General features: G+C 58.0%; 12 protein-coding genes. 10 read left to right on the plus strand and 2 right to left on the minus strand.

The genetic code is table 11. From position 1 onward, the window contains the following. Positions 1–40: 40 nt before the first annotated feature. The 6 genes from zwf to SMD27_RS20075 all read left to right on the plus strand — a co-directional run bounded on the left by zwf (position 41) and on the right by SMD27_RS20075 (position 8254). Positions 41–1609 carry a glucose-6-phosphate dehydrogenase gene (zwf, locus tag SMD27_RS20050; protein WP_320510212.1) on the plus strand — a complete coding sequence of 523 codons (1569 nt, stop codon included), beginning with the start codon at positions 41–43 and terminating at the stop codon, positions 1607–1609. Positions 1610–1630: 21 nt separating this feature from the next. Further along, complete coding sequence (locus tag SMD27_RS20055; protein ID WP_320510213.1) at positions 1631–2449, plus strand: Cof-type HAD-IIB family hydrolase; 819 nt, start codon at positions 1631–1633, stop codon at positions 2447–2449. A 9-nt stretch (positions 2450–2458) separates the two neighbouring features. Next, positions 2459–3184: a 6-phosphogluconolactonase gene (gene pgl, locus SMD27_RS20060; protein WP_320510214.1), complete on the plus strand. Its 726-nt coding sequence runs from the start codon at positions 2459–2461 to the stop codon at positions 3182–3184. 3 nt (positions 3185–3187) lie between these two features. Then, entirely contained in the window at positions 3188–3868 is a 681-nt protein-coding gene (gene rpe, locus SMD27_RS20065) for a ribulose-phosphate 3-epimerase (RefSeq protein ID WP_320510215.1), read from the plus strand. 203 nt (positions 3869–4071) lie between these two features. Further along, complete coding sequence (locus SMD27_RS20070; protein WP_320510216.1) at positions 4072–6708, plus strand: MGH1-like glycoside hydrolase domain-containing protein; 2637 nt, start codon at positions 4072–4074, stop codon at positions 6706–6708. Positions 6709–6733: 25 nt separating this feature from the next. Beyond that, a complete protein-coding gene (locus SMD27_RS20075) occupies positions 6734–8254 on the plus strand; it encodes an alpha-amylase family glycosyl hydrolase (RefSeq protein WP_320510217.1) in 1521 nt (506 codons plus the stop codon). 30 nt (positions 8255–8284) lie between these two features. Here SMD27_RS20075 and glf read toward each other — a convergent pair whose 3' ends face one another. Then, positions 8285–9466, minus strand: coding sequence for a UDP-galactopyranose mutase (gene glf, locus SMD27_RS20080; RefSeq protein WP_320510218.1), 1182 nt, complete (start codon positions 9464–9466; stop codon positions 8285–8287). Beyond that, positions 9459–10730 (minus strand): glycosyltransferase, encoded by a 1272-nt coding sequence (locus SMD27_RS20085; RefSeq protein WP_320510219.1) that lies wholly within the window; start codon positions 10728–10730, stop codon positions 9459–9461. Before SMD27_RS20085 ends, glf begins: the two co-directional genes overlap by 8 nt. Before the next feature lie 267 nt (positions 10731–10997). Between SMD27_RS20085 and SMD27_RS20090 the strand changes: the two genes are divergently transcribed. From SMD27_RS20090 to SMD27_RS20100, 4 genes are all read left to right on the plus strand, one after another. Further along, complete coding sequence (locus SMD27_RS20090) at positions 10998–12161, plus strand: beta-glucosidase (RefSeq protein ID WP_320510220.1); 1164 nt, start codon at positions 10998–11000, stop codon at positions 12159–12161. Positions 12162–12305: 144 nt separating this feature from the next. Continuing rightward, complete coding sequence (locus SMD27_RS24240) at positions 12306–12383, plus strand: hypothetical protein (RefSeq protein ID WP_407651941.1); 78 nt, start codon at positions 12306–12308, stop codon at positions 12381–12383. Between the two features lie 319 nt (positions 12384–12702). Continuing rightward, positions 12703–13269 carry a hypothetical protein gene (locus SMD27_RS20095; protein WP_320510221.1) on the plus strand — a complete coding sequence of 189 codons (567 nt, stop codon included), beginning with the start codon at positions 12703–12705 and terminating at the stop codon, positions 13267–13269. Positions 13270–13487: 218 nt separating this feature from the next. After that, positions 13488–14264, plus strand: coding sequence for a hypothetical protein (locus SMD27_RS20100; protein ID WP_320510222.1), 777 nt, complete (start codon positions 13488–13490; stop codon positions 14262–14264). Positions 14265–14778: the final 514 nt, after the last annotated feature.

The raw sequence follows: 14778 nt of genomic DNA on the forward strand, positions 1-14778 counted from the left end.
CGGACCGGATGCGAAGCACATAGAGGGAGAAAAACCAGCAATGGCGGATAGTCGCGATCAGCTGACGAAAACCAGGAGCGCAGCGGCGGACGATACCGTAGCGCCGCCATGTACGATGGTCATTTTCGGCGCTGCCGGTGACTTAACCAAGCGCCTGGTCGTGCCGGCGCTTTATAACCTGGTTACTGCCAAACGCCTCTCCAAAAACTACCGGCTTGTCGGCGTCGATCTATCTCCCAAGACGACGGCGGAATGGTGCCAAGGCCTGGAGGACATGATGCATGAGTTCGTCGTCCGTGGCGGCGGCGAATTCCAGGCCGACCATATCAACGAGGCCGCCTGGCGCTGGTTGGCCGATCGCATGACCTATCTGCAAGGCGACCTCAACGACCCCGGCACCTACAGCCGACTGAAGGAGCATCTGGCGGACCTGGATAAGACCTCCGGAACGGCGGGCAATTATCTTTTCTATCTCGCCGTCGCCGAACGGTTCTTCAGCGTGACCGTCGCAGGCCTGGGTGCTGCCGGCCTGGTGACCGAAAAGGACAACCAGTGGAGGAGGGTGGTGATCGAGAAGCCGTTCGGTCATGACCTCACCTCTGCCAAGGCGCTTAACGCGGAAATTCTAAAGTCGCTGCAGGAGCATCAGATCTATCGGATGGATCATTTCCTGGGTAAGGAGACGGTCCAGAACATCATGGCGCTGCGCTTTGCCAATGGTTTGTTCGAGCCGCTGTGGAACAGACAGCACATCGACCATATCCAGATCACTGCGGCGGAGACCGTCGGCGTCGAGCGCCGAGGGAAATTCTATGAGAAAACCGGGGCACTACGCGACATGGTCCCCAACCATGTCTTCCAGCTACTGGCGCTGACGGCCATGGAACCCCCGATCTCCTTCGACGCCGATGCGGTCCGGGACAAGAAGGCCGAGGTGATCGAGGCGATACGACCCTTGAAGCCAGCGCAAGCGTTGAGGGATGCCGTGCGGGGTCAGTACGACGCCGGTACGGTCTTGGGCAAGCAGGTCCAGGCCTATCGCTCGGAACCCGATGTATCCCCGGATTCAATCACCGAAACTTATATCGCCTGTAAGCTGAAGATCGACAACTGGCGCTGGGCCGGGGTGCCCTTCTATCTGCGCACGGGTAAATATCTGAAGCGCCGCTGGACCGAAATAGCCATCCGTTTCCATCAGGCACCCTACACACTTTTCCGCGGCACGCGTGTGGAACGGATGAATCCCAATTGGATGATCCTGCGCATCCAGCCCGATGAAGGCATTGCGCTCGAGTTTGCCGCCAAGCGGCCCGGCCCGACTGTGAAGCTCAGCAATGTCAGCATGGATTTCGCCTATAAGGCCTATTTCGATATGGCACCCAATACCGGGTATGAGACGCTGATCTACGATTGCATGATCGGCGATGCGACGCTGTTCCAGCGCGCCGACAATATCGAGGCTGGATGGCGAGCAGTACAGCCTATCCTCGATGCCTGGGCGAACAACCCCCCGCCGGAATTTCCGAACTATGTTGCAGGTGGCGATGGCCCGGCCGCGGCGGACGATCTTCTTGCCCGCGACGGGCGCGCCTGGCGATCCCTGGACTAAGTCAACGCTGCAGAGGCCCCCATGGCAGAGCAAAGAAAAATTTCCCTGGTACTGTCGGACGTGGATGGAACGCTTGTCACCGAGGAGAAAGTACTGACCAAACGGGCAGAGGCGGCCGTGCGGAACCTGCACGATGCCGGCATTCGTTTCGCCGTTACCAGCGGCCGGCCGCCGCGCGGCATGGCCATGCTGTTTGACGCCCTCAGGCTCGATACGCCGATAGCTGGATTCAATGGCGGGCTGTTCGTCAGACCGGATCTTGCCGTCATCGAGCAAAAGACCTTGCCGGAAGATATTGCCGCCAAATCCATCGACCTGATCCGCGCCCATGGTCTGGATGCCTGGGTCTATCGCGGCAATGACTGGCTCATCACCAAGGCCGATGCCCCGCATGTCGCCCGCGAAGCCTGGACCGTCAAATTCGAGCCGACGATCGTGCGCGATGTTGCAGAAGATCTCGATCAAATCTCCAAGATCGTCGGCGTCAGCGATGACCACGACAAGGTGCAGCGCTGCGAGGCCGATGCCCAGGCGGCTTTTGGAGATCGTGCGTCGGCGAACCGGTCGCAACCCTATTACCTGGACGTGACCCATAAGGATGCGAACAAGGGTGCGGTCGTCGAATTTCTCTCGCGCCACCTCGAGATTCCGGCCGCAGAGATCGCTACCATCGGCGACCAGCCGAACGACGTGCTCATGTTCAAGCGCTCGGGTTTTAGCATCGCCATGGGCAATGCTTCGGACCAGGTCAAGGGGCAGGCCGACGCCGTCACTGACTCGTTCAACGACGAAGGCTTTGCCAAGGCCATCGAACGTTTCATCCTAGGTTCGTTGGGTTAGGAGGCCGGCATGGCTAAAATGAACGGCCGCATCGACATACTTCCCGATCCCGCCACATTGGCGCGCCACGTGGCCGATTGGATGACCGCGGCCGCGCTTGCATCGACGGGACCCTTTCGGGTCTCGCTTTCGGGCGGCTCGACGCCAAAAACGCTTTACGAGCTTCTCGCCTCCGACGCATTTCGCCAACGGTTTCCCTGGCCGCGCGTTCATTGGTATTGGGGCGATGAGCGCTTCGTTCCCCATGATCATCCGGACAGTAATTACCGGATGATCCGTGAAGCGATGTTGGCCAAAGTGCCGGTTCCGCCAGAAAACATCCATCCCATGCCCGTCGATGGCGCGCCCGAGGAAGCTGCCTCGAGCTATGAACGGATGCTGCAGGCGGCATATGGCGCGGCAGTGCTCGATCCTGCCAAGCCTTTTTTCGATATCACGCTGCTTGGCCTCGGTTCGGACGGCCATACCGCCTCGCTCCTGCCGGATCACCCCGTTTTGCAAGAGCGAAAACGCTGGGTTGCAGCCGTGTTACACGGCCGGCCCGAGATCCGTATCACGATGACTTATCCGGCCATCGAAAGTAGCCGGCAGGCCGCATTTCTGGTCGCGGGCAAGGAAAAGGCGGCTGTCTTCAGCGACATCCGCACGGGCAAAAGCCAAGTGCCCGCTGCCCGCATCAAACCTGTCGGCGAGCTGATCTGGTTCGTTGACCGCGCCGCCGCCGGGGAGAGCTGATACGTGCCGATCCTGGTGGCGCCATCGGTGCTGTCAGCGGACTTCACCCGATTGGGCGAAGAGGTCCGGGCGATCGATCGCGCTGGCGCCGATTGGATCCATGTCGATGTGATGGATGGCCGCTTCGTGCCCAACATCACCCTCGGACCGGTCGTCTTACAGGCGATCCGCCGCTCGACGGGAAAGCCGCTCAATGTTCATCTGATGATAGCCGAGCCGGAGCGATATCTCGACGCCTTCGCAGAAGCCGGTGCCGACCATTTGCTGATCCAGGCCGAGCCAGGCTCCACGATCCATCTGCATCGTGTGCTCGCCCGGATCCGCGCGATGGGCAAGAAGGCGGGTGTGGTGCTCGATCCCGCCAGTCCTCCGGCACTCATCGAATACGTCCTGCATCTCTGCGACATCATTCTGGTGATGACGGTCAACCCCGGTTTTGGTGGCCAAGCCTTTCTGCCGGAAATGCTGCCGAAGATCCGGGGCATCCGGGCGATGTGCACGGAACGCGGCCTGGACCCGGTGATCGAGGTCGATGGGGGTGAGAACGACGTGACGGCAAAGCAAGCTGGTGCCGCCGGCGCCACGGCGATCGTCGCCGGCTCCGCCATCTTTGGCGCGGAGGACTATAAGACTGCCATTGCGGCAATCCGCGAAAGCGCCACGGCAGGCAGGGCGAGTGAATGAAAAGAACAGGGGGGTATCAGATGCCGGCGACCGTATTTCAGGGCCTAGCCGATGCCTAGACGGAAACCCGGTTCCGGAGACTCTCCTTTGGCCATCAGCATCGGCCCGCCCGTCGCGGAGTTTACTGACACGGTCATTCGGCTGTTCGCCACATCGCGGCGGTCGGTCAAAGCGTGATTCCCAAAAAAATGGATTAACAGCAAATGCCAGCAAGGGCCAATCCGGAGCAGACACGCCTCGAAGAAGGAAATTCGCGCCGTCAAAGCTGGCGCAAATGGGGACCTTATGTAAGCGAGCGCCAATGGGGAACCGTGCGCGAGGACTATAGTGCCGATGGGGATGCCTGGAACTACTTTCCCCATGATCACGCGGCCGGCCGTGCCTATCGCTGGGGCGAAGACGGACTCGGCGCAATTTGTGACACGAAGCAGCGTCTATGCATGGCTGTCGCCCTTTGGAATGGTAAGGACCCGATCCTGAAGGAGCGCATGTTTGGCCTGGGCAACCGCCAGGGCAATCATGGCGAGGACGTGAAGGAACTCTATTACTATCTCGACGCGGTGCCGACCTATAGCTACGCCCGGATGCTCTATAAATATCCGCAGGCCGCGTATCCATATGCCCGTCTGGTGCAGGAGAACGCACGACGCAGCAAGCACGAGCCGGAATTCGAGCTCCTGGATACCGGCATCTTCGATGACGACCGCTATTTCGACGTCGATATCGAATATGCCAAGGCGAGCGCCGAGGACATTCTCCTGCGGCTAACCATTCATAATCGCGGACCCGAGGCAGCACCAATCCATGTGCTGCCTTCGGTCTGGTTCCGCAACACTTGGAGCTGGTTCACGGAGGGGCAAAAGCCCTCGCTCGACTTGATAGATGGCGCAGTGGTGATCAAGCACGGAAAACTCGGCTCCTATGCGGTCCACTTCGAGGAGCCGGACGAAATTAAATTCTGCGAGAACGAGACCAACGCCGCCAAATTCTACGGTAATCACGAACCAGGACGTTTATATAAGGACGGTTTTCACGACTATATCGTCAGGGGAAAGCTGAACGCGGTCGATTCCAGGAACGGGACGAAGGCTGCCGGCATTTACCGCCGGAACATCCCGCCTGGCGCCAGCGCGACCATCCGGGTCCGGCTTTGTCAGGAACAATCCAGGCCCGCCGAACCCTTTGCCGATTTCGAACGGATATTCGCGCTGCGCAAATCGGAAGCCGATGCCTTCTATGCGGAACTGCAAAGCAAAGTGCTCGACGAGGATCTCCGTCGCATTCAGCGCCAAGCCTTCGCGGGCATTCTCTGGTCAAAACAATACTTCCACTACGATGTCACCGAATGGCTGAGTGGTGATTCAGCACAACCCAAGCCGCCCCGGGATCGCCTCTCCGGGAGGAATTGCGAATGGGTTCATGCCAATATGGAAGATATCGTCTCGATGCCGGATAAATGGGAATTTCCCTGGTTCGCGGCTTGGGACTGGTGCTTTCACCTGACCACACTCGCCTGTCTCGATCCGGAAGACGCCAAGCGTCAGTTGCTTCTGCTCTGCCAGTGCTGGTACATGCATCCGAATGGCCAACTGCCGGCCTATGAGTGGAATTTCAGCGACGTGAACCCGCCGGTGCAAGCCTGGGCGGTCTTTCGCATCTATGAAGCCGAACGCCGCCGGAACGGCAAAGGCGACCGCAAATTCCTCGAGAACATCTTCACCAAGCTGCTGCTCAATTTCACTTGGTGGGTGAACCGCAAGGACCCGCACGGCCTGAATGTCTTCCAGGGCGGATTTCTCGGCTTGGACAATATCGGTGTTTTCGATCGCTCGGCTTCGCTGCCGACCGGATGCACACTGGTCCAGTCCGATGGCACGTCCTGGATGGCGATGTACAGCCTCAACATGCTGCGGATCGCTATCGAGCTGGCGCAGGAGGACGATGCTTATCAAGACATCGCCACAAAATTCTTCGAACATTTCCTGATGATCGGCGGTGCCATGACCAATCTCGGCGGCGAAGGGATGGGGCTTTGGGATGATCAGGACAATTTCTTTTATGATTGGCTGGTCAGGACGAATGGCGAGAAGACGCCCTTGCGTGTGCGCTCGTTGGTCGGCATCATTCCGATCTTCGCGGTCGAGGTCATTGATCCATCTTTGCTGGAGAGGATGCCGGTGTTTGTCCGACGGCTGGGATGGTATCTGCGTTACCGCCCGAAACTTGCTGCCCTGGTTTCCAGATGGAACACGCCGGGCGCCAACGACACGCATCTCCTGGCCATGACGCGGGCTTTCCGTTCCTCCAAGCTGCTGGAGCGCCTGCTCGACAAGAATGAGTTCTTGTCGGATTACGGCGTGCGCGCACTGTCGCGATTTCATCTCGAACATCCTTACGTCTTCGAAATGGACGGCGTTCGCGCCGAAGTTAAATATACTGCGGCTGAGTCCGATAGCGATCTCTTCGGCGGAAATTCCAATTGGCGCGGGCCAATCTGGATGCCGATCAACTACCTGATCGTCGAAAGCGTGCAGAAATTCGCGAAATTCTTCGGCCCGGATTTTCGGGTGGAATGCCCGGAAGGCTCCGGCCAAATGCTGTCGTTGAAGGAGATTTCCGATGATCTGCGCTGCCGTTTGATCAACATCTTTCGCCGCAACGAGGAGGGCCGGCGTCCTGTCTTCGGCACCAGTGAAAAGATGCAGGCCGACCCCCATTTCAAGGACTATATCCTCTTCCATGAATATTTCGATGGCGACACCGGGCGCGGGCTGGGCGCGTCGCACCAGACGGGTTGGAGCGGGTTAATCGCAAATATGATCGCCGAGCTTTATGAGTAGTAAAGCGGTTCGCGATTTGGCAGCAATGAGCGCTGGTGCTTCACCGGCTGCCAGGCTTTCTCACCTGTCGCGCTATCCATCGTTGATCGAGGTGAACGCCAGACCATGGCTCTCCCGCCTGTCACTCAAGGCCGGCAAGCCGCTCACCCTCGCGGAGGTCGATGAGGCAACCCTGGATGCATTCTCCCATCAAGGTTTTGATTGGGTCTGGCTTTTGGGTGTATGGCAGATCGGGCTCGCCAGCCGGACATTGTCGCGGCGAAACCCCGCTTGGCGAAGGGAATTTCAGTCGGCGCTGCCCGATTTAAGCGAGGAAGATATTTGCGGATCGTGTTTTGCCATCGGTGCCTATGAGGTGGATGAAGCACTTGGCGGCAAGGCGGCCCTGGCCGACTTCCGTGCCAGGCTCGCTGCGCGCGGCATTCGTCTGATGCTCGATTTCGTGCCCAATCATACGGCGCTTGATCATCGCTGGGTTAAGGAGCGTCCCGATTTCTATATCGAAGGCAGCGAGGAAGCACTGGCCGTAGCACCACAGAATTACTGCCGCGTAGAGACCCACCAAGGTGCTCGCATCTTCGCCCATGGGCGAGATCCCAATTTTCCCGGCTGGCCGGACACGCTCCAGCTGAACTATGCCAATCCAGCGCTGCAGGTAGCGCAGATGGCCGAGCTGGCCTCGATCGCCGAGCAGTGCGACGGCCTTCGATGCGATATGTCGATGCTCTTGCTGCCGGAGGTCTTTCAACGCAGCTGGAACGTGACGCCGCCGCCTTTCTGGCCGAAGGCCCTTGCGGGGGTGCGCCAAGCCCATCCGCGCTTTACCTTTCTGGCCGAGGCCTATTGGAATCTCGAATGGGAGTTACAGCAGCAAGGCTTCGACTATTGCTACGACAAGCGCCTGTATGATCGCCTTCGGACCGCAGACGGCACGGCGATCCGCGCCCATCTGGCAGCTGGTCTCGACTATCAGGACCGCCTCGCGCGTTTTCTCGAGAATCATGATGAACCGCGCGCGGCCGCCACTTTCCCTTGGCCGCGGCATCAGGCAGCCGCCATCATCACGTTTCTCGCGCCGGGATTTCGTTTTTTTCATCAGGGCCAGCTTGATGGCGCGCGCATTCACCTGCCCGTGCATCTGTGCCGCGGGGCGCCTGAACGGCCGTATCCGGAAATCCTCCGCTTCTATGAGCGGCTGATGACGGTCTTATCCGAACGTGCTGTTCTTCGCGATGGCCGATGGTCGTTGATTCCGCCGGAACCAGCTTGGGCCGGCAATCCGACCTGGCAAGATTTCATTGCATATGCTTGGCACGCCGCTGATGGCGGCCATTGCCTTGCCATCGTCAATTATTCTGATCACCAAGCCCAATGCCGGCTGCGGCTGCCCTTCGCGGCCCAGGCCGGCAACAGATTTCGGCTTACCGATGTGATGGGAGGCGAAGTCTACGATCGAGACGGTAGTGGCATGCTCGATCCGGGCCTCTATATCGACCTCGGCCCATGGCGCTATAATCTCTTCGCGATGGAACCGGTCTCGCCATGATCACGCGCTCCGTGTTCGTCCTTTAATGCTTCACTTGCCACCAACGGCCGAAAGTTGGTCGTTTTGCATCGACCTCACCGCGCTAGGCACGTTTGCAAAAGGCTGAGCTTGACGCGGCAAGGTCTCGTCCAATCGACGAAAGGTGGCCAGTGCTTGGCCTACCACCTGATCCATATTGTAGTAGCGATAAGTTGCTAGCCGCCCGACAAACCAGGTATCGCCGGCTTTCAGCGCGAGCTCCTCATATTTCTTGTAAAGCGTTTGGTTGTCAGGACACGGAACCGGGTAATAGGGATCACCCATATCGGTTGGATACTCGAAAGTAATAGCTGTCTTTCGGTGCTCTTGGCCCGTCAGATGTTTATACTCCGTCACCCGAGTATAAGAATGGGTCTGAGGATAATTGATCACGCCGACCGGCTGGTGCCAGGTTTTATCCAGCGTGACGTGATCAAATCGCAAGGAGCGATATGGGAGGCGACCAAAACAGAAGTCAAAATATTCGTCGATCTGCCCGGTGTAAATAAGGCGGCGATGGGGAACGTACTTTCGTATATCTGCATAGTCCACTTGCAGCATGATATTGATGTTCGAATGACGAAGCATTCGGTGAAACATCCGACTATAGCCGTGCTTGGGCATTATTTGGTAACGATCGGTAAAGTACCGATCATCGCTATTGGTGCGCGTGGGGACCCGGGCAGTGACAGATTTGTCGAGTTGACTGGGGTCCAGATTCCATTGCTTGCGCGTATAGCCGCGAAAAAATTTTTCATATAGATCTCGTCCTACCGAGCTGACCACCACGTCCTCTGCAGTATTGATCGAATCCAGCGGCTCGGCCTGCGATGCGAGGAAAGCAGCAACTTCGGCATCGTCCGACAGCGATAAGCCGTACAAGACGTTGATCGTTGTGCGGTTGATGGGGATAGGAAGGAGCTTGCCATCGACTTCGGCCAGGACGCGGTGGCTGTACTTCCGCCATTCAGTGAAGGATGATAGGTAGTCGACGATTTGTGCACTATTGGTATGGAAAATATGAGGCCCATAGGCGTGGATTAAAAGGCCGGCCTCGTTGTAGAAGTCGTAGGCATTGCCTCCGACATGGCTGCGCCGGTCGATCAGCAATACCTTTTCATTCCGCTGGCTTGCAAGGCGTTCGGCAAGGACACAGCCTGCGAAACCTGCGCCGACGATCAACCAGTCAAACATGGCTAGGCTCGGCAAAATGCTCCAACGGATGTTGGCGGCGCTCCTCCTCGCCGGATTTTATCGTCCCTTCCAGCAGCGTCCGCATGGAATCCCAGGACTTGTCCCAGGATGTGGTGGAAAGATAATGATCGACTTCAGCCAGCCAGAGATTGAATGCATCCTTGTCTGCCCGCCGTTTCAATATGTCGCTGAGGCGATCCGCGAAGGCGCTGGCCGTATCGGCAATCTCAACGAGGCCCCTTTCCTTATAAGGGCTGACGACATCGGTGATGGGCGTTGACACGACGGGAATACCCCCGGCCAGGAACTCAAGCGTCTTGGTCGGGCTGATAAACCGCGTAGCGTCATTCAGTGCAAATGGCATAAAGCCCGCATCCCAGCCGGCTAGGTACGTGGGCAATTCGGCGTAGGGCTTCGACCCCAGCCAATGAAGGTTTGGGCGTATCGGTAGCCCGGCTGGGTCGATTTTGACGACCGGTCCGATCATGATGAACTGCCAGTCTGGACATCTATCCGCGAGATCCGCGATCAGTCTCTGATTTAAGCGTTCGTCAATGACGCCGAAAAAACCGATTCGGGGCGCCGGAATATCAGCTTGATCTTGGGGGCCGGGCAGGGCCAGCGGGTTTCGCGCGCGGAGGAAGTGAAGCGCGTCAATGCTCGAGGGAAATGCATGGACATTGGGATGTCGCTTGGATTTCGAGGCGTATAGACTCATCCCGCCCGTGAAGACCACATCAGCTCGTTCGAACAGCGCTCGTTCCTGCTCCACTAAGCGAGAAGACGCACCGAGGAAGGCCGAAAGCTCATCCATGTTGTCATAGACAACGACGTCTGCAGTCAAATCCATGGTGAATTCGATGGCTGCAGGCGTGTAATACCATAAAATCCGTGAGCACGGCCGCGGTTCTGGCACAAGCTGCCTGAGGAGGCTGCGCAGTGAGGCATTATTAGCTTCGGCACTGCCACCTTCCGCCAGGACTGGCACTGCTATCGTAATACCTCCGGGGCGCTCGCTGATCTTGAAGTGCCCGGCCAAATTCTTGTCTCCGGAAAAGCCATCGTCGCCGAGCACCTCATGCGGAACGAATACCGGTTCCTCAATATAAAGCACGCGATAGAGCCGGGCCGCGCGGGATAAAAGATGTTGCGGTCGCTGCCAAACAAAATCCCATCGAAGATGGGAAAAGCAAATGAGCTCAGCTTGGATGGATGATTTAAGGGCAGGCGGTGAATAAGAGGGGACAGCCGACGACTCATTCATACATGGTTTCCTTTACAGACGATCCGTGCTGGCTGCACAAATGCCGCTGCTCCTTCAAGAATGTCGCTGGCTCAATTGCTGATCAGGGAATCTTCCGTCCCTTCGATCGCAGGGTCTCCCGCCCCAATCCTCCCAAGCGCGGGCGCAGTTGAATGTTCCCGGGCTCACAGCGACGTGAAGCCGGTGATCTCGTAAATGGCATGGGCTGAGAGAACTGAATGCTGGGCTCTAGACTTGATGCCTAGACAGATATCAAGGAGCCGCACAGTGGACGTAGCCGCCAACATGTTCGAAAGCTACTTCATGGCTGGCTTCGAATGTTCCACGCAACGCCGGCGCGATGATCGACGTTTGGATATGGTGTCGGCAACTGCGCATGATCGGCTGGCTGCGCTCGACTATCGGGCGGTAAGCCGCCTTGGCTTGCACACCGTCCGTGACGGCGTTCGCTGGCATCTCATCGAAACTGTGCCCGGACTTTATGATTGGTCGAGCTTTCTGCCGATGCTGAAGGCGTCCGCGGAAGTCGGCGTGCAAGTGATTTGGGATTTGTGTCACTATGGTTTGCCAGACTGGCTTGATATTTGGTCGCCGGCTTTCGTCGAGCATTTTGCCCGATTTGCTGCAGCGGTAGCCGGGCTGGTGCACGCAGAGACTGGATCCCGCCCCGTCTACTGCCCAATCAACGAGATTTCCTTTTGGTCCTGGGCGGGCGGCGAGGTCGGCTACATTCACCCTTGTGTCGAGGGAAAAGGGGCTGATCTGAAGCGCCAATTGGTGCGAGCGGCAATCGCGGCAATGGGCGCGATCCGCGCCGTGGACAACCGAGCGCGATTTCTTTTGGCCGAACCTCTGATTCATATTTCAGCTCCGGCACAGCCGCGACAGAACCAGATGGAGGCCGAAGTACATCGTCTGTCCCAGTTCGAGGCATTCGACCTGCTCTCTGGCCGTCTGGAGCCGGAATTAGGGGGAAATGCCAGTTACCTCGACATCCTCGGCCTCAACTTCTACCCGCATAACCAATGGTATTTCGGCGGCGCGACGATACCCTTCGGACATCCAGATTACCGGCCTTTTCGAGAGTTGCTGGTTGAAGTTCAGGCGCGCTACCAGCGGCCGGCGCTGATCGCAGAAACCGGTAGTGAAGGTACCGCGCGGCCTTCCTGGCTCCATTATGTTTGCGCGGAAGCACGCGCCGCCCGCGATGCCGGCGTACAGCTCCTGGGCATCTGTCTTTATCCCATCCTGGATTATCCGGGTTGGGACAATGACCGGCGCTGCCAAGCCGGCCTTCTTGGCGAGGCCGATATAACAGGGCAGCGGAAAATCTACGCGGCGTTATTAGAGGAGTTACGTTGGCAGCAGCAAAAGGAGGCGCTTTGGACGCCTCTTTTGCCACAGGAAATCTCTATCGAGGAAAGCCGATGATGCCGAACGGAAAGCGCATGAACGGATGGGATAAGGATCAGCCGCTTCTTCACGACGGCGAGGTGATGCCACACTATCTCTGCAATCCAGCGGCATTCATCTGCCATTATCTGAGCGCTTGGCGCTGGCAAACAGCGGCTGGGAATTGCGCGCGCCTTCTTAAAGGACGCTCCCATCCTTATCTTGGACGAAGCGACTGTCACTCTTAGATCACTCGGCTGATCGGACGGTGATCGCCGTGGTCCCCCGACTTTCCAGTGTTGCCGCGTTTAAGCCTGTCGTTGTTATGGCGGGCGGACGGGTCGTAGAAGATGGGAGCCCAATGGAGCTGCGACGCCGCGGCGGTATTTTTGCACAGATGTGGCGTCTGCAGGCGGAAGGCATTCCGCTTCAGCTGCAGAATTGACGGGCACAGGCACAGGTGAAACTGCCGCCAGGCGGTGGAGGCCGATCATGCCGTGTTGATGCATCGGAACAGCGCTAAATCTATTTATCTGCCGCGGCTGCCTATAGGACGCGCGGATAAACATCGGTGGATGCCATGATGCCTGTTACCGCACCAAAGCAGAACTTCCTACGCCGACTTCCCCAGGGCGCCGAAATTCAACCCGATGGCGGCGTGCATTTCCGGATCTGGGAGCCGGACCACAAGGATGTCCGACTGGTAATTGAAAATAGACCGCAGATAGCTCTCGAAGCAGAGGGGCAGGGCTTTTTCGCAGGATACGTGGCCACGGCCGGAGCCGGCGCCCGTTACAAGTTCCGCTTGGATGGCGGCGATCTTCTCTGTCCCGATCCGATGTCACGATTCCAGCCGAAAGGACCGCATGGCCCCTCTCAGGTGATCGACCCGAACAATTACCGCTGGCAGGACACGGGATGGAAAGGTGTGCGCCGAGAAGGGGTCAATCTGGGGCCGGATCTGCATCTGGACTCAGCTCCCCAGCCATTGCTGGGAGCGCCAACCCGAGCGGGTTGGGAAATTCTCTGGGCCAGCGAGGATCCATGCTATGGCGGCCTCGGCTATGCACGGGTGGAAACTGATGAGGGATGGCGTATTGGCGGCCGGCAAGCGTTCATCCTCAAGCCCGCTGACGGCAGCTGGTAGTCCCCGGTAGTGAGGCCGAGCGAAGCGAAGCGTTATCCGCGCTGTATTCTGATGTTCTAATCCATCCGGATGGTTCCAGCGCAGCCCGCTGGTGGTAAGGTGCGTTCCGGCAATATGACAGATTTGTGAATCTCGTTGAAGCCAGGCGAGCGGTGTATGTCGTCTGGCAGCGTGGCTACATGGCCAGCGAAGCGAGGTACCGCTAGCCGGAGGTGGTAATGGCTGAATCCGCCCTGAGGGAAGCGAGCTATGATCCGGCGAAGATCGCGGGCGAGATGGACGTGGCCGGCTTTGCCGTCATCGAAAATTATATCGGCCCCTATGAATTGAAACAGGCTCAACGCTTCGTGGATGCGGTTCTCCGAGAAAACGGCGACAGGTGCCTTATCTTCCGAGGCCCGGCGGAGCTTGCGGGAACCTTCATGTATGATCTGCCGAAGCGTCCCGATTTTGAGAAGCTCTGCTGCGATATCTATGAGGCGGGAACCGGGCATCAGGTGCCGGCTGCCGAGTGCTATCAGGTGCTGCGTTGCCTCTGCGGCGTCGCGGGTCAGAAAAATTCCATGCACTTCCATTTCGATACTTATGTGCTTGCGGCGCTAGTGCCGATCACCATTCCGACTGAAGGAAAATCGGGCGATCTCCTGTTGCTGCCGAACGTGCGGAAGGTTCGACATTTTTATATGCGCTCCCTCATCGACAAGGCGATCCTCGCAAGCGCGGTCAGGCAGCGGGGCTTGAAACGGCTATATGAGACCCATGACGAACGTTTGGTCCGCGTCAAGATGGTGCCGGGCAACCTCTATTTCTTCTGGGGCTACAAATCCGCTCATACAAACGAAGAATGCGACGTCGATGCACTCAGATGCACGGCGCTGTTCCACTATGTCGATCCGCACGCAGGAAGTGTCTTGAGGTCGATCATGCCGACCAGCCGGTTGAAGAACATCATCAACCCTGCCCGCATTGTGAAAAGTCTCTCGGTCTATCGATGACAGGAATATTTGGGATCGCAGTCGGCGCTTTGTCGGGCTGTGATTAGATGCCGGTCGTATCGCCATCAATTTTAATAGCCTCATCCATCTCGATGATGACAGTTTTACGACCGTTTCCCATCATGCGCCCTTAGCGAGACGGCCGCTCCGAGAAGAAGCTCTATCCACATAAGTCGGTTAAGTCGGTTAGGTCGAAGACGAGCCACAATTTTTGTCGAGATGATCGCCATTGCCTGTCGGCAGCCGGTGCCACCGGCGGGCAAGAATGGGCGAGAGTCGCCTTGGATAAAGGAGCTCTTCAGCGATGCCAACTTCAAAACCCAGCAAACAGTCGAATGCGATCGCCGATCAAACCGAGATGGCGGCCTTATCCACATCCTTGACAACCACCGCCAGCAGCCAGCCGTCGAGCGCCTCGGTTGAAAGCGATCCTGAGGCGGCATCGCCAATGCTGGCCGCTTTGACCACAACCGGAACGCCCTGGATATCCAACCCCGTCATCGTCAATGCATTC

The sequence above is a fragment of the Dongia soli genome, from assembly GCF_034044715.1.
Lineage (GTDB): Bacteria > Pseudomonadota > Alphaproteobacteria > Dongiales > Dongiaceae > Dongia_B > Dongia_B soli.